At 68.4% G+C, this 20,710-nt stretch carries 19 protein-coding genes; 12 read left to right on the plus strand and 7 right to left on the minus strand.

Annotated elements, in window-relative coordinates; all coding sequences use genetic code 11:
* Window positions 1–99: 99 nt before the first annotated feature.
* From ACM6LU_RS18700 to ACM6LU_RS18710, 3 genes are read right to left on the minus strand one after another with little or no spacing between them, the layout of a single operon-like run.
* Window positions 100–246, minus strand: coding sequence for a hypothetical protein (locus ACM6LU_RS18700; protein ID WP_168214319.1), 147 nt, complete (start codon window positions 244–246; stop codon window positions 100–102).
* Entirely contained in the window at window positions 243–1,466 is a 1,224-nt protein-coding gene (locus ACM6LU_RS18705) for a hypothetical protein (RefSeq protein ID WP_414938983.1), read from the minus strand. The genes ACM6LU_RS18700 and ACM6LU_RS18705 overlap by 4 nt, the downstream gene beginning before the upstream one ends.
* The gene (locus ACM6LU_RS18710; protein WP_414938984.1) at window positions 1,463–1,828 is read right to left on the minus strand and encodes a hypothetical protein; all 366 of its coding nucleotides are present in this window, start codon (window positions 1,826–1,828) and stop codon (window positions 1,463–1,465) included. Before ACM6LU_RS18710 ends, ACM6LU_RS18705 begins: the two co-directional genes overlap by 4 nt.
* Window positions 1,829–1,934: 106 nt before the next feature.
* On the opposite strand from ACM6LU_RS18710, the gene ACM6LU_RS18715 reads away from it, so the two are divergent.
* From ACM6LU_RS18715 to mptB, 6 genes are all read left to right on the plus strand, one after another.
* On the plus strand, window positions 1,935–3,731 hold the full coding sequence (locus ACM6LU_RS18715) for a hypothetical protein (RefSeq protein WP_414938985.1): 1,797 nt from the start codon (window positions 1,935–1,937) through the stop codon (window positions 3,729–3,731).
* A 349-nt stretch (window positions 3,732–4,080) separates the two neighbouring features.
* Window positions 4,081–5,865, plus strand: coding sequence for an ABC transporter substrate-binding protein (locus ACM6LU_RS18720; protein WP_414939155.1), 1,785 nt, complete (start codon window positions 4,081–4,083; stop codon window positions 5,863–5,865).
* Between the two features lie 8 nt (window positions 5,866–5,873).
* Window positions 5,874–6,905, plus strand: a complete 1,032-nt coding sequence (locus ACM6LU_RS18725) for an ABC transporter permease (protein ID WP_414938986.1) — start codon at window positions 5,874–5,876, stop codon at window positions 6,903–6,905.
* Window positions 6,902–7,807, plus strand: a complete 906-nt coding sequence (locus ACM6LU_RS18730) for an ABC transporter permease (protein ID WP_414938987.1) — start codon at window positions 6,902–6,904, stop codon at window positions 7,805–7,807. The genes ACM6LU_RS18725 and ACM6LU_RS18730 overlap by 4 nt, the downstream gene beginning before the upstream one ends.
* The gene (nikE, locus tag ACM6LU_RS18735; RefSeq protein WP_414938988.1) at window positions 7,804–9,453 is read left to right on the plus strand and encodes a nickel ABC transporter ATP-binding protein NikE; all 1,650 of its coding nucleotides are present in this window, start codon (window positions 7,804–7,806) and stop codon (window positions 9,451–9,453) included. Before ACM6LU_RS18730 ends, nikE begins: the two co-directional genes overlap by 4 nt.
* Before the next feature lie 83 nt (window positions 9,454–9,536).
* Entirely contained in the window at window positions 9,537–11,096 is a 1,560-nt protein-coding gene (gene mptB / locus ACM6LU_RS18740) for a polyprenol phosphomannose-dependent alpha 1,6 mannosyltransferase MptB (RefSeq protein ID WP_414938989.1), read from the plus strand.
* Between the two features lie 453 nt (window positions 11,097–11,549).
* Here the strand turns inward: mptB and ACM6LU_RS18745 are convergent, their stop codons facing one another.
* The 4 genes from ACM6LU_RS18745 to ACM6LU_RS18760 are packed head-to-tail and all read right to left on the minus strand — an operon-like array spanning window position 11,550 to window position 15,480.
* Window positions 11,550–11,966 (minus strand): TIGR03668 family PPOX class F420-dependent oxidoreductase, encoded by a 417-nt coding sequence (locus ACM6LU_RS18745; RefSeq protein WP_414938990.1) that lies wholly within the window; start codon window positions 11,964–11,966, stop codon window positions 11,550–11,552.
* A 14-nt stretch (window positions 11,967–11,980) separates the two neighbouring features.
* Window positions 11,981–12,607, minus strand: coding sequence for a class I SAM-dependent methyltransferase (locus ACM6LU_RS18750; RefSeq protein ID WP_414938991.1), 627 nt, complete (start codon window positions 12,605–12,607; stop codon window positions 11,981–11,983).
* Between the two features lie 48 nt (window positions 12,608–12,655).
* On the minus strand, window positions 12,656–13,543 hold the full coding sequence (locus ACM6LU_RS18755) for a S66 peptidase family protein (protein WP_414938992.1): 888 nt from the start codon (window positions 13,541–13,543) through the stop codon (window positions 12,656–12,658).
* Window positions 13,540–15,480 (minus strand): S9 family peptidase, encoded by a 1,941-nt coding sequence (locus ACM6LU_RS18760; RefSeq protein WP_414938993.1) that lies wholly within the window; start codon window positions 15,478–15,480, stop codon window positions 13,540–13,542. The genes ACM6LU_RS18755 and ACM6LU_RS18760 overlap by 4 nt, the downstream gene beginning before the upstream one ends.
* A gap of 133 nt (window positions 15,481–15,613) precedes the next feature.
* Here ACM6LU_RS18760 and ACM6LU_RS18765 point away from each other — a divergent pair, with 133 nt between their 5' ends.
* The 6 genes from ACM6LU_RS18765 (at window position 15,614) to ACM6LU_RS18790 (ending at window position 20,696) form a co-directional block, all read left to right on the plus strand.
* Window positions 15,614–16,189: a DUF3090 domain-containing protein gene (locus ACM6LU_RS18765; protein ID WP_414938994.1), complete on the plus strand. Its 576-nt coding sequence runs from the start codon at window positions 15,614–15,616 to the stop codon at window positions 16,187–16,189.
* A gap of 4 nt (window positions 16,190–16,193) precedes the next feature.
* Window positions 16,194–16,976, plus strand: coding sequence for an SCO1664 family protein (locus tag ACM6LU_RS18770; RefSeq protein WP_414938995.1), 783 nt, complete (start codon window positions 16,194–16,196; stop codon window positions 16,974–16,976).
* Between the two features lie 39 nt (window positions 16,977–17,015).
* A complete protein-coding gene (locus ACM6LU_RS18775; protein WP_414939156.1) occupies window positions 17,016–17,894 on the plus strand; it encodes an aminoglycoside phosphotransferase family protein in 879 nt (292 codons plus the stop codon).
* A gap of 50 nt (window positions 17,895–17,944) precedes the next feature.
* Window positions 17,945–18,760: a DUF3097 domain-containing protein gene (locus ACM6LU_RS18780; protein ID WP_414938996.1), complete on the plus strand. Its 816-nt coding sequence runs from the start codon at window positions 17,945–17,947 to the stop codon at window positions 18,758–18,760.
* Window positions 18,761–18,855: 95 nt separating this feature from the next.
* On the plus strand, window positions 18,856–19,287 hold the full coding sequence (locus tag ACM6LU_RS18785) for an NfeD family protein (RefSeq protein ID WP_414938997.1): 432 nt from the start codon (window positions 18,856–18,858) through the stop codon (window positions 19,285–19,287).
* A 59-nt stretch (window positions 19,288–19,346) separates the two neighbouring features.
* Complete coding sequence (locus ACM6LU_RS18790; protein WP_414939157.1) at window positions 19,347–20,696, plus strand: SPFH domain-containing protein; 1,350 nt, start codon at window positions 19,347–19,349, stop codon at window positions 20,694–20,696.
* Window positions 20,697–20,710: the final 14 nt, after the last annotated feature.

Genomic DNA, 20,710 nt, shown 5'->3' on the forward strand with positions numbered 1-20,710 from the left:
GGTTTTGCGGAGGTGGGCCGCTGATCTGGCTGAGTGGGTGACCAGCGGATGCCGCGGCCCGGCTGCGGAAATCCGAAAGCGCGCTTTGAGAGACACCGACTAGTCGTCGTCCTCTTCCGGCGTCGTCGGGACCTGCTTGCGCGCGACGTAGATGAGCAGCCCGATGATCACCACGGGCCCGACGAAGATGAGGATCTCGTCCCAGCCGCCCTGGTGCATCATCATCACCCGCGCCGCGAGGGTCATGAGCCGGAGACCAGCGCGATCCCGAGTGCGGTGTAGGCGATCATCAGTGCCAGCATGGGGTATTGGCCCACCTTGACGTAGTTCGTGCGCAGCACGCCGACGGAACGATCATGGGCCGAGGTCACGGCCAGCACGTGCCCGGCGACGATTCCGGCGATCTGCACCAGCGCGATCACTCCGGTCGAGACGACCGTGTAGTCGATCGTGCGGCCGAAGCCCTGCTGCCCGGAGAACACGGCGAACGAAAAGTAATGCGCGACGGTGTAGCCGACCATGATCGGGATCAGCGAAGGCGCGAACGCGGGATACGGGTCGAACCCGCGGCGCAGGTACGGCCTGGTCAGGCTGATGGCGCCCGCGTAGGCGCCGTAGGTGAGCGCGATACAGGCCGCGAGCCCCGCGGTACCGCCGAGGACACCGGCGTCCAGCGACGTCCAGAACGGGAGCCGGGTCAGGCCGTCGAACGCCGTCGAGCCGAGCACCACCAGCACCAGCGCGGTCAGCCACGGCGCGGGGGAGATGGTGAGCAGCCCGTCGAGCGGATTCCGGACCACGAGACGCCCGTCGCCGCGCCTGCCGAAGGGGGAGAGGGCCGCGATCAAGCGCGCGTAGACCTCGAAAGCGTCACCGCGGTCGAACCAGCGCGGACCGAAGACCACACCGAAAGCAATGTGTATAACGGCATACACGGCGCTGAAGAGGGCGATCGCACGTGGCGAGTCCGAATGCGGGAAGACCAGTTCCAGCCAAAGAAACGTGAGGAGGCCGAGGATCGCGGGCAGGTAGCCCAGTCGGTCCGGGAGTTCGCGATGTCGTGCGGGGATCAGCGACGCTACCGTCCTCAGTGGATTCAGTCGCCGCCAGACGGGCCCGAACAGCAGTGAAAGCGGGACCAGGCCGACCCAGAACCAGGCGTAGAACCACGCCGGAGCCGGGTTGGCGGCCGAACTGGCGGGACCGGCCGTGGCCATCGCGAGGAACCCCGCGAACAACACCACGCCGAGCACGCGCAAAGCGATCCGGGTGAAGGCGCTGGCGACGATCCGTTGCAGTGCGAGTGGGAGTGCGCGGCCGGCTTCGGCGCCGCGGAGCTTCGGTTCTTTCCAGAAAATCGTGAGCGCGAAGAACGAGATCACGACGGCCGCCGCGCCTGCGTAGAGCGCGAGCCACAGCGGGACCGGCAGATCGGACCGGCCGCCGAGACCGTGCGCCAGGATCATCCGCTCACCCGGAGCTTGGTCACCGCCGCGCCGCTCTTGTGCAGTTCCACCTCGAAGATCCCGTCGATGTTCGCGGTGAAGGCGACGGTACCCGGGACCCCGGGAGCCAGTTGGGCGGCCTTGTCGTAGCCGTGGACGTGCAGTTCGTCCGCCTGGTCGGAGGTGACCTCCAGCGCGACGTTCTCGCCGGTGCGCACCGCGACCTCTTCCGGGCCCGCCGTGCGCTTGCCCTCGGTGATCGAGAACTTCACGGTCCGGGGACCGGTGCCCGGCGCCGGTTCGGAACCGGTCGATCCCGAACAGCCCGTCACAGCCAGCAGCGCGGCCACGGTGATCCCGCAGATCCCGCCGATCCTCCGCATCGAGGTCCCTCCAAGTCGTACGCCCCGGCTTGCCTGGCCGGGACCTTGCCCCTATCGTGTTACCCCAAGGTAACAGTTACTGAGGTTAGCAGGAAGGCGAACAACGGTGTTCTTGGCTCAGGAGAGCCCGCCTGCGGGCGGTGCGCAATTCGGGCAGATCGTCATCGCGGGCCTGATGTTCACCGCGGTCTTCCTGCCTTTGGCCGTATTCGTCCTCCGGGAGCGCGCGGGCAAGAAGACCGTCTTCGGTCGCGTGGCCGACTGGATGGGTGACTTCAGCGGTCTGCCGCGCTGGGCCGCGCTGCCGATGTTCGTCGCCTTTCTCTCCGGGATGTCGGCGCTGATCGGCGTCTACTGGGACGTGCCGATCCACATGGAACTCGGCCGCGACGAAGGCCCGCTCGCGAATCCGTCGCACTACCCGATCTACTTCGGACTGATGGGTATCTTCGCCAGCGGCGTGCTCAGCGCGACCCTGGCGACCGAGAACCTGCCCAAGCGCACGTTCAAGATCGGCCCGCACTGGCGGGCGCCGATGGGCTCCATCCAGATGATGGCCACCGGTCTGGTCGGCATCGCCGGCTTCCCGCTCGACGACGTCTGGCACCGGCTGTTCGGCCAGGACGTCACCGAATGGGGCCCGACGCACGTCCTGATGATCGGCGGCGGGGTGTGCGTCGTGCTCGGCTTGCAGCTGCTGCTCGGTGAAGCACGGCAGGTCGGCGCGACCGGACCGATCGTGCGTCTGCTCGGCCCGGTGCTCGCCGGTGCCTGGATGATGGGTGCTTCGGCGTTCCTCATGGAGTTCGACCTCGGCGTCCCGCAGTTCCCGATGCTGTCCCAGGTCGTGCTCGTCGGCCTGATCGGCGCCTGGACGCTGACTTATGGGCGGTTGTCCTGGGGCCCCGGCGGCGCGCTGATCGTCGTCGCGGTCTTCCTCGCCACCCGTGCTTCGTTCACCATCATTCCGCTGTTCGCGGACCTGCACGTCGCGTCGCTGCTGCCCTACGTCGCCGAAGCGGTGATCATCGAGGTCGTCGCCTTGGCGATGCGCAACCGACAGGGTTACTCGTTCGCCGCTGTCGCCGGTCTGCTCGTGGGGACGGCCGGGATGCTCGCCGAGGCGGCGCTCACCCACTGGTTGATGCCGAACCCCTGGCCCACGGCGCATCTGCCGTTGTTCATCCTGTTCGGGACCGGTGCGGCACTCGCGGGCGCGTTCATCGGCGTCTGGCAGTTCCAGCGGGTCGAGGAGACGGCGACGCTGGAACCCGCGGCCGGTCCCCGGCACCGGATCGGGCTCGTCGGTGCGCTGGGTGCGGTCGCCCTGATGTCGGCGGTCGCCGTCCCTCAGGATCCGGAAGCGGGGTTCACCGCCGACATCAGGCTGACCGAGGCCGCCACCGGGCTGCCGATCTCGAACCCGCACGGCGGCGGCACGCCCCGATGGGTCGACGCAACCGTCACGATCTCCCGGCCGGACCTGGCGGGCGACGCCGTGTGGCTGAACGGCTTCGCTTGGCAGGGCGGCGATTTCTTCACCGCGCCGCTGGAGAAGATCGGTGACGGCGTGTACCGCACGGCGCAGCCTCTGCCGGTGTTCGGGCAGTGGAAGACCGGGATCCGCGTGCACGTCCCGAACCGGATGATGGGGCTGGCCCCGATCTACGCGCCCGCAGACCCGGCAGCGAACGCACCGGCGATCGACGCGGCGTCGGGTTCGCGCGCGTTCATGTCCGAGATCGAGTTCCTGCAACGGGAGCGGAAGTCGGAAACGCCCGCCGTGCTGTGGACGATCGCGTACGCCACCGTCGGACTTATTTTCGCGGGTATGTGGGCCCTGTTCGCGTGGCTCTACGCGGCCGCCGCCACCGCGCGGCGCCGGGAGGTCTCCGTCGGCTGAGACGGGACGGTTACGCGGCGTCACTTTGCTCGCGCTTCGCCGCTACGTATCGATTGAGCATCATCGCGCGCAAGTCTTCTGCAAGCCCGGTTCCCTTGAATACCCAGGACAGTGCACGTGTGCCCAGCTCACGCGCCGGAGTGGTGACTCAACGCTACTGTTTTCGAACGTAAAGTAGCAGTCGACCACGCGACGACATCCGCCGTGCACGATCGGTATTGGCGAGTCATTGCGCGGTTACCGCGACATGTGGTTACTTTTCCGCTTCGGGGGTTGGGCACAGCGAGTTTTCGATGGGGTGGTCTTCGTGCGCACAGAGCGTTTTCCCAGGCGACGGCGCGGTATCCGCGTGGTCGCGGTCCTTGCCGCTTCGGCGGTCGCGGCGGTGCCTTTCGTGCCGGCCGCGGCGGCGCAGCAGCAGGGCAAGGTCCTCCGGGTGGCGCTCACGACCGGTATCGACCACCTGAACCCCTTCACCGCCCAGCTGGCGGCGTCGACGCAGGTCGGCCGGTTCAACTACGAGTTCCTCACCCTGCCTTCGGCCGAGGACACCCAGCCCACTGGTGGCATCGCCGAATCGTGGAAGACGTCGGACGACAAGCTCACCTGGACCTTCACCATCCGCCAGGGGATGAAGTGGTCCGACGGCAAGCCGATCACCGCGCAGGATCCCGCGTACACCTTCCAGCGGATGCTCGACGACGAGAACGCCCGCACCGCGAACGGCAGTTACGTCAGCAACTTCGCGTCGGTTTCAGCGCCGGACGACAAGACGCTCGTCATCAAGACCAAGGCCCCGCAGTCGAGCATGACCTCGCTCGACGTCCCGATCGTGCCCAAGCACATCTGGGAGCCGATCAAGGACCTCAACGCCCCCTCGACCGACGAGATGGCCGTGGTCGGCGTCGGCAGCGGCCCGTACCTGCTGACCGAGTACAGGAAGAACGAGTTCGTGAAGTTCAAGGCGAACAAGGACTACTGGCGTGGCGCGCCCAAGGTCGACGAACTGCAGCTGCTGCAGTTCAAGGACGCCGAGGCCGCGGTCAACGCGCTCAAACAGGGCGAGGTCGACGTCATCAACCGGCTCACGCCGACGCAGTTCGACGCGCTCAAGAGCGAGAAGAACATCACCACGAACAAGGCTCCCGGCCGCCGGTACAACGAGCTCATCATCAACTTCGGCGTCAAGAACGTCCTCGACCAGCCGATCGGTGACGGCAACCCGATCCTGAAGGACATCCGGGTCCGCAAGGCGATCGCGCAGGCGATCGACACGGAGACCATCGTCCAGAAGGTGATGAACGGCTACGGCCAGCCCGGCACCGGTGTCGTGCCCGCGATCTACAAGGCCTACACCTGGAGCCCGTCCGAGGCCGAGAAGGCCAAGTTCGACATCGCGGCCGCGAACGGCACCCTCGACCAGGCGGGCTACCCCAGGGGCGCGGACGGCATCCGCGTCGCCCCCGGCGGCGCGAAGCTGGAGTTCCGGCTCGCCGGCCACGCGAACCGGCCGTTCGACCAGCGCACCGCGCAGTTCGTGAGTGGCTGGCTCAAGGACATCGGCATCGCCGTCAAACAGGAACTCGTTTCCGACGACGAGGTGGACGACCGCACCACCGCGGGCAACTACGACCTCGCGATCTCCGGCTACGGCACCTCGCCGGACCCGGACTACGCCCTCAGCCTGAACACCTGTGCGGGCCGTCCGAACGCGGAGGGCAACGGCGGTACCTCGTCGACTTTCTTCTGCGATCCGCGCTACGAAGACCTGTACAAGAAGCAGCTGACCGAGTTCGACCCGGCCAAGCGCGCCGAGCTCGTCAAGCAGGCGCAGGCCGTGCTGGCAGGCGAGTACGTCGATGTCGTCCTGGACTACGACAACGTGCTCGAGGCCTACCGCTCGGACAAGTTCGCCTCGTTCGCCAAACAGCCGCAGCCCGACGGCGCGATCCTCGAGCAGTCCGGCTACTGGGGCGTCTACGGCGCCACCCCGGTGGACGCGGCCGCGGCGAACCCCGAGGAAAGCACCAACACCGGATTGTGGATCGGCATCGGCGCGGTCGTGCTCGTGGTGCTCGTCGGCGGCGGCGTGCTGCTCGTGCGGCGCGGCAAGTCGGCCGACGACCGGGAGTAAGGACCGCGTTGACCGAAGCACTCAGTTCCCTCGACCAGTCCCCGGCGCTCGTCGATCCCGACGAGCGCCGGGGCGGGACCGGCACCGCCCGGTTCGTGCTCTCCAAAATCGGCGGTGCGCTGGCGAGCCTCGCGCTCGTCGTCGTCCTGGGGTTCTTCCTGTTCCGGACGCTGCCCGGCGACCCCGTTCGGTTCATGGTCCGCGACCGGCCGACCGACCCGAAGATGATGGCCGAGCTCCGGGCGCAGATGGGCGTGGACAAGCCGCTGTTGCAGCAGTTCTGGGACTACATCGTCGGCCTGCTCCAGGGCGACATGGGGGTTTCGTACCTGCAGCGGCGCCCGGTCTTCGACATGGTCGGCGAGCGACTGTGGCCGACGATCCTGCTGGTCGGCAGTGCGACCGTGCTCGCGGTCGCGTTGGGACTGTGGCTCGGCATTCGCGCGGGGTGGCGCCGGGGGAGCAGGTTCGACAAGGTCCAGACCGGGATCGCGCTGACCCTGTGGTCGGTCCCGCAGTTCTGGCTCGGGCTCATGCTGCTGGTGGCGACCAACGGCCTCTTTCCCAGCCGCGGCATGCATTCGCCGGATGTCGAGCTGGGCTTCTTCAGCGAAGGGCTCGACGTCCTGCACCATCTGGTGCTGCCGTGCGTGACCCTGCTAGTGGTGTTCTACGCGCAGTACATGCTGGTCATGCGGTCGTCCCTGATCGGCGAGATGAACTCGGACTACCTCACCACCGCGCGGGCCAAGGGGCTGCGCGACGACCTCGTCCGCAAGCGGCACGCCGTGCCCAACGCCCTGCTGCCGACGGTGACGCTGGTCTTCATGCAGTTCGGGATGGTCGTCTCGGGCGCGGTCTCGGTCGAGGCCGTGTTCAGCTGGCCAGGGCTCGGGCAGCTGCTCTACGAAGCGCTCCGCGGCCCTGATCTGCCTGTCCTGCAAGGAGTCTTCGTCACCCTCGCCGGCGCGGTGGTGCTGATGAACCTGCTCGCGGAGTTGCTCTACCGCGTGCTCGACCCCAGGGTGCGGACGGCATGACCACAGCGGAGAAACCCGGTTCGATCGTCTGGCGGCGCCGTCGCGCGGCCGTGGCGAAGCATTGGCACGAGTTCACCACGAACAAGGCGGGCGTTTTCGGGCTCGCGTTCCTCGGGCTCATCACGGTGCTGGCCATCCTCGCGCCGGTGATCTCGGACGAGTCCGGGCTCGACGTCACCAAGGCACAGGGCGGTTCGCTGACCCCGCCCAGCGGTGAGTTCTGGCTGGGCACCGACATCGACGGCCGTTCGGTGCTGCTGATGACGTTCTGGGGTGCGCGGATCTCCCTGCTCGTCGGGTTCTCGGCGGCGTTCCTGTCGGTGCTGATCGGTACGATCATCGGGATCGCGGCCGCGCATTTCGGCGGCTGGCTGTCCGGGTTGTTGCTGCGGTTCACGGACTTTTTCCTGGTGCTGCCGTCGCTCGTGCTCGCGGTGGCACTGGCCTCGGTGCTGGAGCAGGGCGCCATGACGGTGATCGTCGCCATCGGCGTCACCGCGTGGCCGAGCACCGCGCGACTGGTCCGGGCGCAGACCCTGACGATCGAGGGCCGCCCGTACATCGAGCGAGCGAAGGCGCTCGGCGGCGGTCACCTGCACATCGTCGGCAAGCACGTCCTTCCCGGCGTCATGCCGCTCGTGCTGGCCAACACCACACTCGTCGTCGGCAACGCGGTCATCGCGGACGCGACACTGGCGTTCCTCGGCGTCGGAAACCCGAACACCATCTCCTGGGGAGCCATGCTGCAGACCGCCCTGAACAACGGCGCGATCAGCAAGGGAGCCTGGTGGAACCTGCTGCCTCCGGGTATCGCGATCGTCGTGGTCGTTCTCGCCTTCACCCTCGTCGGACGCGCGCTGGAGACCGTGCTGAACCCGCGCCTGAAGGGACAGCACTCATGAGCCCCTTGCTGGAACTGAAGAATCTCGGCGTCACCTACGCCACCGGAAGCGGTGAGGTCGCCGCCGTCCGCGGCGTCGACCTCGTGCTCGAACCCGGCGACACCCTCGGGGTGGCGGGGGAGTCGGGGTCGGGGAAGTCGACCGTCGCGATGAGCGTGCTGCGGCTGCTTCCACGTTCGGCGAAGGTCAGCGGAGAGATCCTGCTGGACGGCGAAGACGTCACGGCCATGAAGTGGGGACGGCTGCGCGCGGTGCGCTGGGCCGAGGCTTCGGTCGTGTTCCAGGGCGCGATGCACGCGCTCAACCCGGTCCGCCGGATCGGAGAGCAGATCGCCGAGCCGATCCGCCTGCACCCACCCGGCGGCAAGGCGCTCTCGGACGCCGGCGTCCAGGCCAAGGTGTCGGAACTGCTCGAACAGGTCGACCTGCCGCCCGGCCGCGCCGGGGCGTACCCGCACGAACTGTCCGGCGGCCAGAAGCAGCGCGTCATGATCGCGATGGCGCTGGCCTGTTCACCGCGGCTGATCATCGCGGATGAGCCGACCACCGCGCTCGACGTCGTCGTCCAGGCGCAGGTGCTCGACCTGCTGGGCAGGCTGGTCGCCGAACAGGGGATCGGCCTGATCATGATCAGCCACGACCTGTCGGTGCTCGCCGCGACCTGCCGCCGGATCGCGGTCATGTACGACGGCGAGATCGTCGAGGAGCGGCCGAGCGCGGAACTGATGAGCGCGCCGCACCACGAGCACAGCAAGGCGCTGGCGGCCGCGTTCCCGACCGTCGGTGATCCGGAGTCCCGGTTCGCGCCCGCGACCAGTACCCCGTTGCCGCCGGAGCCGGAACGCACCGGAGAGCAGCCCGCGCTGCTGGAGGCCGAAGACCTGCGTGTCAGCTTCCGTGACCGCACCGGCAAACGGATCGACGCCGTCGCCGGGGTGAGCCTCCAGGTGCGCAAGGACGAGATCGTCGCGCTCGTCGGCCAGTCCGGCTCCGGTAAGACGACATTGGCCAGGACGCTGCTCGGGCTGCAGAAACCCGACTCCGGCGCGGTGCGCTACGACGGCAGATCCGTTCCGCTCGGCGGCGCCGGGCTCAAGGCGTACCGGCGGCAGGTCCAGCTGGTCCTGCAGGACCCGACCAGCGCGCTGAACCCGAACCACACGGTGTACGAGGCCGTCGCGGAAGGTCCCCGCATCCACGGCATGAGCGCGAGCGAACACGAGATCGTCACCAAGGCGCTCGAAGCCGCCGAACTGAGGCCTGCCGCGAAGTTCCTCGACCGGCTCCCGCACGAGCTGTCCGGCGGGCAGCGGCAGCGGGTGGTCATCGCCGGTGCGCTCGCGCTGGACCCCAGTGTGATCGTGGCCGACGAACCGGTGGCGTCGCTCGACGCGTCGGTGCGGGGGGAGATCCTCGCGCTGCTGCTGCGACTGCGGCGTGAACTGGGTCTCGCCGGGCTGGTGATCACCCACGACCTCGGGCTGGCTTGGAACATCGCCGACCGCGTCGCGGTGATGTACCGCGGGAAGCTCGTCGAGGTCGGTACCGTGGAAGAGGTCCTGCTGGACCCGAAACACGAGTACACGAAATCGCTGCTCGCCGCGTTGCCCGGTGGCGTCGCCCAGCGTTCGGCGGTCGACCGCTGAGCGACGGAATTCCCGTGTCCGAAGCGGGAGACACCCATTGCCGCGCACTCGCACAGGCGCGGTGTGTAACCTCCAATCTCGAAATGGCGACCACGACAGACTCCCCGCAGACGCCCTCGGCCGGTTCGCTCGGCGAGCGGCTCCGGGTGCCATCCCGGTTCCCGTACCGCACGATCGCGATGGGAACCGTGGGCAGCACACTGCTGATGCTGGCCGCGCTCGGCGCGGGCGGCATCCTCATCCGTGACCCGATCCTCGGCCACGGACCGTTGTCGTGGATCCGCTACGGCCACGGCCGCGTCCTGGCCAACGTGATGCTTTACACCGGCTTCGCGTTGATCATCTGGGCGTGGGTGCGGCTGGGCCGCTACGCGCTCGCCGGCCGGATCGGCAGCCGTCCCATCGTGATCGCCGCGGCCTGCTGGATGGCACCGCTGCTGGTGTCGCCGCCGCTGTTCACTCGCGACGTCTTCTCCTACCTCGCGCAGGGCGCGCAGCTGCTGAACGGGCTGGACCCGTACGCCAACGGCCCGGCCGAGCTGGTCGTGCTGCCGGACGTCGTGCAGAACGTCCACCCGCTGTGGCAGACCACCCCCGCGCCGTACGGCCCGCTGTTCCTGCTGGTGGCGAAGGGGATCGTCGCGGTCACCGGCAACGACATGATCTCCGGAGTCATCGCGACCCGCCTGGTGCTGATGCTCGGCCTCGTCGGGATGCTGTGGTCGCTGCCGCGGCTGGTGAAGTACCTCGGCGGCAAGCTGCCGATCACACTGTGGCTCGCCATCGCCAGCCCGATGACGGTGATCCACCTCGTCGGCGGTCCGCACAACGACCTGCTGATGCTGGGCTTCCTCACCGTCGGCGTGCTCGCCGCGCTGGAGCGCAAGCACGTCTTGGCGATCGTCCTGGTCACCATCGGGATGCTGATCAAGCCCACCGCGGCCTGGGCGTTGCCGTTCCTGGTCTGGGTGTGGGCGAACCACCTGCCCGGCGACCGGAAAGGGGCCAACTTCTTCCGCGCGGGCGCCGCGTCGGTCGGGATCTTCCTGCCGGTGTTCGTCGCGGGCACCTGGCTCTCGCTCGGCTCGGTCAACCTCGGCTGGCTGACCGGCCTCAAGGCGCCGACGCTGATCGCGAACTGGATGAACTTCCCGACCGGGATCGGCGAGATCTTCTACTCGCTGGTGAACCTGGTGATCGACGTCGAGGTCTCGCCGTTCGTCACCGTGTTCCGGGCGATCGCGATGGTCGGCCTGTTCGTCTTCGCCGGCCGCCAGTGGTGGCTCGCCCGCGACGGTGGCAACCCGGCGATCCACCGGATGGCGATCGTCCTGCTGGCCGGTGCGATCGTGCCGCCACCCTCACTGCCGTGGTACCTGACCTGGGGTTTCGTGGTCCTGTCCGCCTTCGAATGGCGGCGCCGGAACCTCGCGGTCGTCGTCGCGGTCTCGGTGTTCGTGACGCTGGTGTACTACCCGACCGGCGAGCAGGCGCTGTACGACTGGTGGTTCATGGGCGGCGTCGTCGCTGTGAGCGTGTACGCGGCGGCTTCACTGCTGAGGCCGGACCCGTTGGGGATCGTCGCCGCTTGGCGGGGTAAGCCGGTGGAGCAGTTCCTGCCCGCCGAGGCTCCGCGCTCCTGAGGTTGGTTTTAGTACGTGAAGGGGTCCTTCACGTACTAAGGGGAGGGGGCTGGGTCCGAGAGTTGGGGTGAGTGGCGATTCGGGTTCCGGGGTGGGCTCTGTACTCGCTTACCCGCTGGCTTCGCTGATCCGGTCTGGCTCCGCAGCCTTGATGTCTCCAATGCCACCTTGGGGACATCAAGCCGAAGTTTTGAGACCGAAGCGCCAATCGCGACCTCTGGTCCGCGAAGTAGCGAAGGAGGCCTTCACGGTCGGGAAACGGCTGTGTAAGGGTCTTTGCGCGCTTCCGGTGTGAAGTTTGTGCTCCTGAGGCGATGCAAGGTCCGTGAAGGCCTCCTTAAGGAACCCAGAGTCCCTTAAGGAGGCCTTCACGGACTACCGCACCAAAACGTATAACGACCTATACGGTTCAGCGAAGGTGCTGTGCCTTAAACGGCACAGCGTAAGAAAACGCTAGGAAGCCCGCCACCCACTCCAAGAGTGAACCAACGTACTGACCACGGCGTGCGGAGGCGGCTGCGTCTCGTACTGCGGATACTTCTCCCGCAGCAGCCGCACCGGCAGCGCCTGCTCTTCGGGATCGGTCAGCACCCGGGCGACCCCGTCCGCCCGTGCCCACCACAGTCTGGCCCAGTCCTCGTCGTAGTGGTCGGTCAGGAAGCTGACCGCGGGGTTCTCGGCGATGTTCTTCAGCCGCCGCAACGCCGTCGTGCTCTTCGGCTTGTGATCAATTGCGAACGCGACGGAATCGCCCTCGACGACGAACGTCACCGGCACCAGGTGGGGCAGACCGTCCGAACCCGTCGTCGCCAGTCTCGCGATCCGCTCTGCCGCGAACCGGGCGCGGGCTTCCGTCGGCGTCGACCGCATGTCCGCAACGGTACCTAGGCCGAGCGTCGCACGCGGAGCACGTTGTCCGAACGTGTTCCCTGCTGTCCCTCCGGCCCCGGGAAGTCGCGGGTGATCACCTCTTGCACCTCGACGGACCATTCGCTGTCGGCGAGCGCCAGTGTTTCGAGTACTTCCGCGGGGGTCGGGAAGTGGAAGTGCTCATGCGGCGGCTCTTCCAGCCAGGTCGGCCAGCCCGCGTGTCCGGCGACCACCAGGGTGCCGCCCGGCGCCACGGCTTCGGTGGCGCGACGGAGTGCCTTGTCCCGTTCGCCGTCCTCGGCGACGGGGGAGTGGAAGAACTGCGCGGAGACGAGGTCGAAGCGTCCCTCCGGGAATGACTTCGCCAGGTCGTGGCGCTCCCAGACGATGCCGTCGACACCGGCCGAGGCCGCGTGCCCGGCGGCACGCTCCAGTGCGGTGTCCGAGATGTCGACGGCGGTGACGCGCCAGCCTTGCTGTGCGAGCCAGATCGCGTCGCCGCCTTCGCCGCAGCCGAGATCGAGTGCCGTGCCCGGCGTCAGCGTGGCGACTTCGCGCACCAAGAGCGGGTTCGCCTTCCCGCTCCAGACCTGGTCCTTGTCCCGGTAGAAGTCTTCCCAGAACTGCTGTGTGGAATCCATGACCGAAAGATGCCTTCAGTCCGGCTGATTCCGCCAGTTTCGTTGCCGTTATGGCAAAAGCAGGAGTGTGCCCGAGTCGGCGTCGAGAGTGGCCCGCGCGCCGAGGGGGATGGTCGGCGACGCCGGGACGTGCCCGAAGCCGAAGTCCCACACCATCGGCACCCCGAGTGGTCCCAGCCGGTCGAGCATCAGGTCGCGGATCGCCTCGGGAGCACCGCATCCGCTCCACGAGCCCAGCACGATCCCCCGGACGCCGTCGAGCCAGCCCGAACGCAGCAGCTGGGTGATCATCCGGTCGATCCGGTACGGGCTCTCGGTGACGTCCTCCAGCAGCAGGATCGCCTCACGCGCCGAGCCCTGTTCCGGTGTGCCGAGACCGGAGGCCAGCAGGGCGAGGTTGCCGCCGATGAGTGTGCCGGTCGCGGTGCCCGGGACCAGCGGCGACGCCGTCGGCGAGGCGATCGTCCGGATTTCCTCCGGCTCGAACAGCGACAGCCGCAGGTGTTCGGCGGCCACCGCGTCGAACAGTGTGGTCACGGGCAAGGGGGAGAACAATGTCTCCAGTCCCATGTGGACGTTCACGGCCCGGTGCAGCGCGGTCACATCGCTCGACCCGGCGAACACCTTGGGCCCGGCCTCCCGCAACGCCGCCCAGTCGACAAGGTCGAGCATTCTCTGCGAGCCGTAGCCGCCACGGGCGGCGAGGACACAGGTCACCCCCGGATCCAGCCAGGCCCGCGTGAACTCGGCGGCCCGCGCCTCGTCAGGTGCCGACAGATAGCCCGTGGCGGCCGCGCGGACGCACTCGCCGACACTGATCTCGACACCCCAGTCATGCAGCACCGGCAGTGTCTTCTCGAGAAGCTCCGCCGGAACCGGACTCGCCGGAGCGACCAGAGCGATCGTGTCGCCCGGGCGTACCTTCGGCGGCCTCACCGGCTCAGCCGCAGCTTCGGCACGCCGGGCGTCTCGAAGCCGAAGACCTGGCCATAGAACGAAAGTTCCGCTTCGAGCGCGGCCACGATCGTCTCGGCCTTCCGGAAACCGTGCTGCTCTCCCTCGAACCTCAGGTAGGCGTGGTCGATGCCCCGCCCCGCCAGCCCGGCCACGAACCGGTCCGCCTGCTCCGGCGGGCAGATTTCGTCCTCCAAGCCCTGCAGGAACAGCAGCGGGCCGGCGAGGGTGCCCGCGTTGTTGATCGGCGAGCGCTCCCGGTAGCGCTGCTCGCTCTCCGGCAGCGGCCCGATCAGCCCGTCGAGGTAGCGGGACTCGAAGTCGTGCGTCTCGCCGCCGTCGCCCGTCCACTGGGTGAGATCGAGGATCGGGTACATGACGGTGCCCGCGCGGTAGGTCGTCGTGGTGGTCAGCGAGGCGGCGGAGGTGTAGCCGCCCGCGCTGCCACCGCGGATCGCCAGCCGGTCGCCGTCGACGGTGCCTTCGACGGCGAGTGCCTCGGCGACGGCGACACAGTCCGCGACGTCGACGACGCCCCACTGTTCCCGCAGCCGTTCGCGGTAGGCGCGTCCGTAGCCGGTCGAGCCACCGTAGTTCACCGTGACGACGGCGATGCCACGGCTGGTGAAGTAGGCGATCTCGAAGTCGAGTACCGCGCTGTCCCGGCCGGTGGGCCCGCCGTGCGGGTACACGAACAGCGGCGGCAGTTCCCCGTCCGGCGCGGCGAAGTCGGCGTTCGCGGGCAGATAGAGGAAGGCCGGGACCTGGTCGCCGTCGTCGGTCTTGAAGATCCGCTCGACGGGTGTCGACAGGTACGCGGACGAAGGCGGTTCGGGCGTCGTCGCGAGATCGGTGACCGTCCCACTTTCGAGGTCGACCTTCACGACGGCGCCTTCGCGTTCCGGGCCCGCCGCGACGCCGACGACTCCACCTTCGTGGACGGCGAAACCGTTGGTGGACCACGCGGTCAGGTCGGCGGCGGTCGGCACCGGGGTCACTTCCCGGGCCGCTTCGTCGAGGATGGCGAGCCTGCCCGACGCGAGGACGGCGAACCGGCCGTCCCCGAGCGGCGTGAACCAGCGTGTGCCGAGTTTCCACTGCGCGCCGCCGATCTCCTGCTCCGTCGGCGCCAGGTTCGTGAGGCCGCCGTCGAGCCCGACGCGGTGCAGATTCCACCAGCCGTCCGGGTCGAGCAACGCCAGCAGGCTGGCCGCCGACTCCCATTCGACCTGGCAGACGGCGATGTCCGCCGCACCCGCGAGCACGCGGTGGGGTCCGAACGTCCCGTCTTCGCGGAGCTCGGCGACGCACAGTTCCGTGCCGTCCCAAGGCATCGCGGGGTGGTCCCAGCCGATCCACGCCGCTCGCGCGCCATCGGGCGACAGCTGGGGCGCGGTCAGGAAGTGGTGGCTGGCTGCCAGGACCCGTTCCGGGCCACCGTCGAGGGGAACCGCGATGAGGTCGCGGGCGATATCGACGCGCCTGGTGCCGGTGCTGCGTTCACGCACCAGCCACACTTCGCCGTCACGGCCGGGCCGGAGGTCGCTGTAGCGGATGCCGTGCCGAGTCGCCGGCTCCGGTGTCAGGGGTGTCGTTTCGCCGGTGGTCAGGTCACGGCGGTAGACGCGCTGATCCGTCCAGTGGGTGAAGACGAGGACGTCGCCGAGCACGAGCCAGGGACGGCCGCCGTACTCGTGGACGCGGTTCCGGACGTTCCAGGGGGCGGGAAGGACGTCTTCGACGGTGCCGTCGGCGCGTGACCTCACGAGGGTGACGCGGCCGCCTTCACCGGTTCTCGCTTCGGCCCACCAGACCTCGTCTCCCACCGTGTCGAGCCATTGCGCGCTGACTCCCGACGCCGCGACATCCGCGGCCGACAGGGGAGACGTCCAGGTGCCGTAAGGGGCGATCTCAACCACGGTTGAAGACTAGGATCGCCCCTTTGCTTGCGGTGGCCCGGGGCACACCTGGCCCCGGCCGAGTTTCGCCCTTGGCTGAACCGCGGGGCGGTGGATGCCGATCATGGGGCCGTGGCCTAGGGTCAACGGTGCCATGTCTCGCGTAATCCACGTCTTCCGCCAGCCCGACCGGTTCGTCGCAGGAACCGTCGGTGAGCCCGGCGACCGCACGTTCTACCTCCAGGCGTCCGAGGACGTCCGCACGATCAGTGTGACGATCGAAAAACAGCAGGTCGTGGTGTTGGCCGAAAGGCTCGGCTCGCTGCTGGAAGAGGTCGCCAACCGGTTCGGCGCGGACGTACCGGACGACGCGCCCGACGAGCTACTCGACGTCGACCCCTTGACCGTTCCGGTCGAGGAGGAGTTCCGCGTCGGCACGATGGGCCTCGGCTGGGACGCAGACAGCAGTGCCGTCGTCATCGAACTGCTCGCGATAACCGAGGGCGAGGTGGACGAAACGGTCGTTCTGGACGACACCGAGGAAGGGCCGGACGCCGTCCGTGTCTTCTTGACCCCTGGCGCGGCGCGCGCGTTCGCCGAACGCGCCGACAGGGTGGTCAACGCCGGTCGCAAGCCGTGTCCGCTGTGTGCCGAGCCGCTCGACCCGGCGGGGCACATCTGCCCGCGGCAGAACGGGTACCGGCGCGACGTCGACGTCCTCGAGGACTGACCGGGTGGCGGAGACTTCGCTGGAGCTGGTGGCGCGCGGCAAGATCGACGTCGAAGGCAGGCTCGTCGACGCCTCCAACGTCACCCTTTTCTGCGCGATCGAGCTCGACGGCGTGACCGGCAAGGTCGTGTACAAGCCGGTTTCGGGGGAGCGGCCGCTGTGGGACTTCCCGGACGGGACGCTCGCCGGCCGCGAGGTCGCGACGGCGATGGTCGCCGAAGCCTCCGGACTGGGCGCGATCCCGCCGACGGTGTTGCGCGACGGGCCGTTCGGGCCCGGCATGGTGCAGCTGTGGATCGAGACCACCGAAGAGGAACTGGTCGACGTCCGATCCCCGGAGAGCCTGCCGGACGGCTGGCGTGTCGTGCTGCACGCGCACGATCGTGACGGTGAGCCCGCGGTGCTCGCGCACGCGGATCGTCAGGGGATGCGGGAACTGGCCGTGCTCGACATCGTCGTCAACAACACCGACCGCAAGGGCGGGCATCTGCTCGACGGCGCCGACGGCCGGATCTACGGCGTGGACCACGGGATCTGCCTGCACACCGACCCGAAGCTGCGGACGGTGCTCTGGGGCTGGATCGGCGAGCGGCTCACCGAGGCCGAGGTCGGCAAGCTGCGCGGCTTGCGCGAACAGCTGGACGGCGAGTTCGGTGAGGCGCTGAGCGAGCACCTCACCGGGTTGGAGATCCGCGCGCTCGCCGAGCGCACCGATATCCTGCTGGCGGAGGGTGTCTTCCCAGCGCCGGGGGATGACTGGCGTGCCATCCCGTGGCCGCTGTTCTGACGAATTGATCGATCGCTGGGGGCGACGGTGACCGAGGTGATGGACGATCAGGCCCGTGAGCGCCTGATCAAGCGATTCGGTGAAGACGTCGCGAGCTGGTGCGACGCTCTGCCCGCACTCGTGGCGCGGCTGGCGAAGCAGTGGGGTCTCACCGTCGTCGACGCGAAACCGGGCAACACCGGCCGCACGCTGATCTGCGTCGGGGACGACGGTGCCAAGAAGGTTCTCAAGCTGACCCCGGAGCTCACGATCGCCGAGTCCGAGGCCGCCGCGCTGCGGGCGTGGGCCGGCTGCTCGCGGGTCGTGCGGGTCCTCGCGACCGAACTCGCCGACGGGGCGATCCTGCTGGAAGGCATCGATCCCGGCACGCAACTGCTGGAGGTGGGAGCGAACGTCCCGTGGGCCGAGGTCGGTGACCTGCTGACCCAAATCCACTCGGTGACCCCACCCGCCGGCTTCTCGACACTCGAAGAACGCGTCGCTTTCATGTACGGGCTCGCGGAGCGGGAGCTGCGTGGCTCGGTGGCCGAAGCCACCCTGTCTCTGGAGACCCTCGAGCGTGCCCGGCTGCGGGCGCTCGACCTCGCGGCCAGCGGGGGAGGGAAGTCGATCGTGCACGGTGATCTGCATCCGGGCAACGTCCTCGACGGCGGACCCGGCAGGGGAGCGGTCGCCATCGATCCGCGCCCGAGCGTCGGTGACCCGTCGTTCGATCTGCCCGACTGGGTCACGCTGCCGATGACCGAGGGCGGCACGCTCGAAGACGGGCTCGACGCCATCGCGCCGCACCTGCCCGGGTTCGACGCCGAGCGTGTCCGGGCGTGGTGTGTCGCGCTTTCGCCGCTGTTCGTGATGCGTCCGCTCGAACGCGGCGAACGGACCCCGTTCGTCGAAGCGATGCTGCGGATGACAGCCTGACCGGCGTGGCGGGGAGACGCTGACCCCGGCCACCGCTAGCGTCGTCCGCCGTGCGCTCCCATTCGTACGACGACGTGCTGTCCGGCCCGCGCAAGCGGAAGATCCCCGAGGTGCCCGCCGAACCGGGGCTCGTGGTCGAAGACCCGGCCAGCGGGTACTGCGGTGCCGTGGTGAAGATCGAGTATGGCAACGTCGTGCTCGAAGACCGGCACGGCAAGCACCGGGTGTTCCCGCTGAACCCCGCGGGCTTCCTGCTCGAAGGTAAACCGGTCACGCTGGTGCCCGCGAAGGCGGCTCCCAAGGCGACTGCCCGGCGGATCTCCGCGTCCGGGTCAGTCCAGGTCCAGGGCCTCAAAGCCCGGGTCGCGCGCGATTCGCGGATCTGGGTGGAAGGCAAGCACGACGCCGAACTCGTCGAGCGGGTCTGGGGCCACGACCTACGGGTGGAAGGCGTGGTGGTCGAACCACTCGATGGGGTGGACGTACTGTCCGATCGCATCGGCGAGTTCGGTACCGGACCCGGCCGCCGCCTCGGGGTGCTGGTCGACCACCTGGTCGCGGGTAGCAAGGAGTCCCGGATCGTCGACGCGATCCACGACGAGAACGTGCTGATCACCGGGCATCCGTACATCGACATCTGGGAGGCCGTGAAGCCGTCGGTCGTCGGGATCCGAGCCTGGCCGAAGATCCCGCGTGGCACGGAGTGGAAGCAGGGCATCTGTGACACGCTCGGCTGGGGCGAGCCGTACGAGGGCTGGCAGCGGGTCCTCGCGGCGGTCGGCAGCTACCGGGACCTGGAAACGCCGCTGATCGGAGCGGTGGAACGGCTCATCGACTTCGTCTCCGACCCGGGCGATGAGTCCTGAATGTCTGCTTTGCGTGAGGTCACTCAAGGTCACGCGTCGGTCACGTCGGTTTCGCTTCTCCGGTATGAATCGGCGCGATCTGGGAGCATGAACGCATGACAGGCGCTCTCATCTGGCTGATCGCCGGCATCCTCTTGATCATCGCCGAGTTGCTCTCGGGTGACTTGTTCCTGCTCATGGTCGGCCTCGGAGCTTTGTTCGGGGCAGGCTCGGCCGCGCTGACCGGGAACCCGTTCATCGACGTCGCGGTGTTCGCCGTCGCCTCGGTCGGGATGCTCGCCCTCGTCCGCCCGGTCCTCAAGCGCCGGTTCCTTTCGGGGCCGGACATCAAGACCAACACCGACGCGCTGATCGGCGCGCGAGCGATAGTAGTGTCCACTGTGGACGTCGAAAGCGGCCAGGTGAAGCTGGCGGGCGACGTCTGGTCGGCACGATGCATGATCGACGGAGAACCGATCGCCCCGGGCACATCGGTGACGGTCGTCGAGATCTCGGGCGCCACCGCGGTTGTTTCGGCCGCGTGGTGAGCCGGGCGACCGTACCGCAACAGGTTTCTACGTAAGGGGAAAGGTAGTTGTCAGAGACAGTGGTATTCATCGTCGTCGGACTGCTCGCGTTGTTCGTGGTCGTCGTCGTGGTCAAGGCGATCATGGTGGTGCCACAGGCCCAATCCGCCGTGATCGAACGGCTGGGCCGGTTCCGGACGGTGGCTTCTCCCGGCCTGACGTTTCTGGTGCCTTTCCTGGACAAGGTGCGGGCGCGGATCGACCTTCGTGAACAGGTCGTCTCGTTCCCGCCCCAGCCGGTGATCACCGAGGACAACCTGACCGTGTCCATCGACACGGTCGTGTACTTCCAGGTCACCGACTCGCGGGCCGCGGTCTACGAGATCTCGAACTACATCGTCGGTGTCGAGCAGCTGACCACCACGACGCTGCGAAACGTCGTCGGTGGGATGAGCCTCGAGCAGACGCTGACCTCGCGTGACTCGATCAACAGTCAGCTGCGTGGCGTGCTCGACGAGGCCACCGGCCGCTGGGGCATCCGCGTCGCGCGAGTCGAGTTGAAGGCGATCGACCCGCCGCCCTCCATCCAGGACTCGATGGAGAAGCAGATGCGTGCCGACCGTGAGAAGCGCGCGATGATCCTGACCGCCGAAGGTCAGCGTGAGTCGGCGATCAAGACCGCGGAAGGTCAGAAGCAGAGCCAGATCCTCGCGGCCGAAGGTGCCAAGCAGGCCGCGATCCTGAGCGCCGAGGCCGAGCGGCAGTCGCGCATCCTACGGGCGCAGGGTGAACGAGCCGCCCGGTACCTGCAGGCGCAGGGTCAGGCGAAGGCGATCGAGAAGGTCTTCGCGGCGATCAAGGCGGGGCGCCCCACTCCCGAGGTCCTGGCGTACCAGTACCTGCAGACCCTGCCGCAGCTGGCACAGGGCGACGCGAACAAGGTCTGGATGATCCCGAGCGACTACGGCAAGGCACTGGAGGGCTTCGCCCGCGCGCTCGGTGCCCCCGGCGACGACGGTGTGTTCCGCTACGAGCCGCCGAAGGAAGACCCGGTCGAGAAGCCGGACCTGGAGGACGAAGAGGTCCAGGGCTGGTTCGACACCTCCAGTGACCCGAAGGTCGCCGAGGCTGTCGCGGCCGCGGAAGCCGTGGCACGCAAGGAGGTTCCGGCACTGGGTGTCGCGACGCCGCGGCAGGAGCCGCCGGCTCCGCGTCAGGTTCCCAAGGCCGCGCCTGCTCCCGAGCCGGAGGCCGCCCCGGAGCCGCCGCGGCAGCAGGCTCCGCCGCCCTCGCAGTTGCCGCAGCCCCAGCCGCCCGCCGGTCCGCAGGGAGGCCCGTATCAGGGGCCGCCGTCGCAGGGGCCGAGCAATGGGCCGTTCCCGCAGCAGGGTCCGTTCGGCGGGCCGCAGGGCGGGCCACCGCAGCGCTGATCCCAGAGCCGAAA

It is taken from the genome of Amycolatopsis sp. cmx-11-51, from assembly GCF_047608665.1.
Classification (GTDB): domain Bacteria; phylum Actinomycetota; class Actinomycetes; order Mycobacteriales; family Pseudonocardiaceae; genus Amycolatopsis.